Here is a 763-nt window from a genome sequence, read left to right on the forward strand (position 1 = left end):
AAAGAATAAAATCCCTTACGGTATCTATGATTTAGGCTGTTATTCCCATTAATACCTTGATTTCAGTAGACACCGAAAAGCCGAAGAGAGTGCCTTCTTTTCGGGTTTTCTTATATAATCCTCGAATGGCTTCCATGCCCTTAATCGTGGTAGAGGCAGTGCGTAAACTTCGATAGAATTTATTGCGTCTCTTTACTGGACGATGGTCTTGTTCAATCAAATTATTCAGGTATTTAATGGTACGATGTTCTGTCCCTTGATAAAAGCCGTATTCTTTTAGTTTCTTAAAGGCACTTGTAATAGAGGGGGCTTTATCTGTGACTACAACCTTCGGTTCATCAAACTGCTTCACTAACCGCTTAAGAAAAGCATAGGCTGCTTGTGTGTCCCGTTTTTTACGTAACCAAATATCCAAGGTTAAACCATCTGCATCGATGGCTCGATACAAATAATGCCATTTTCCTTTAATTTTGATGTACGTTTCATCCATTTTCCATGAATAAAAGGATTTTTTATTTTTCTTTTTCCAAATTTGATAGAGTAGTTTGCCATATTCTTGCACCCAACGATAAATCGTCGTATGAGAAACGTTAATGCCACGATCATATAAGATTTCTTGAACTTCACGATAGCTAAGGTTATAACGAAGATAGTAGCCCACGGCTACAATAATCACATCCTGCTGAAATTGCTTTCCTTTAAAATGATTCATCGTCATTCCTCCTGCTATCTTTTTCTATTATTCTACCTTATTTGATAGTAG

Annotated in this window: 1 protein-coding gene; it reads right to left on the bottom strand. The window is 36.7% G+C overall.

Annotated elements, in window-relative coordinates:
* Nucleotides 1-31: 31 nt before the first annotated feature.
* Nucleotides 32-712 (bottom strand): IS6-like element IS1216 family transposase, encoded by a 681-nt coding sequence (locus P3G66_RS31815; RefSeq protein ID WP_043991283.1) that lies wholly within the window; start codon nt 710-712, stop codon nt 32-34.
* Nucleotides 713-763 lie beyond the last annotated feature (51 nt).

The organism is Rhodococcus sp. C3V (assembly GCF_029269915.1).
Lineage (GTDB): Bacteria > Actinomycetota > Actinomycetes > Mycobacteriales > Mycobacteriaceae > Rhodococcus_F > Rhodococcus_F qingshengii.

What these genes read in the sequence shown, in the direction of transcription:
- P3G66_RS31815 (WP_043991283.1), bottom strand. Translation starts at nt 712, where the DNA reads ATGAATCATTTTAAAGGAAAGCAATTTCAGCAGGATGTGATTATTGTA.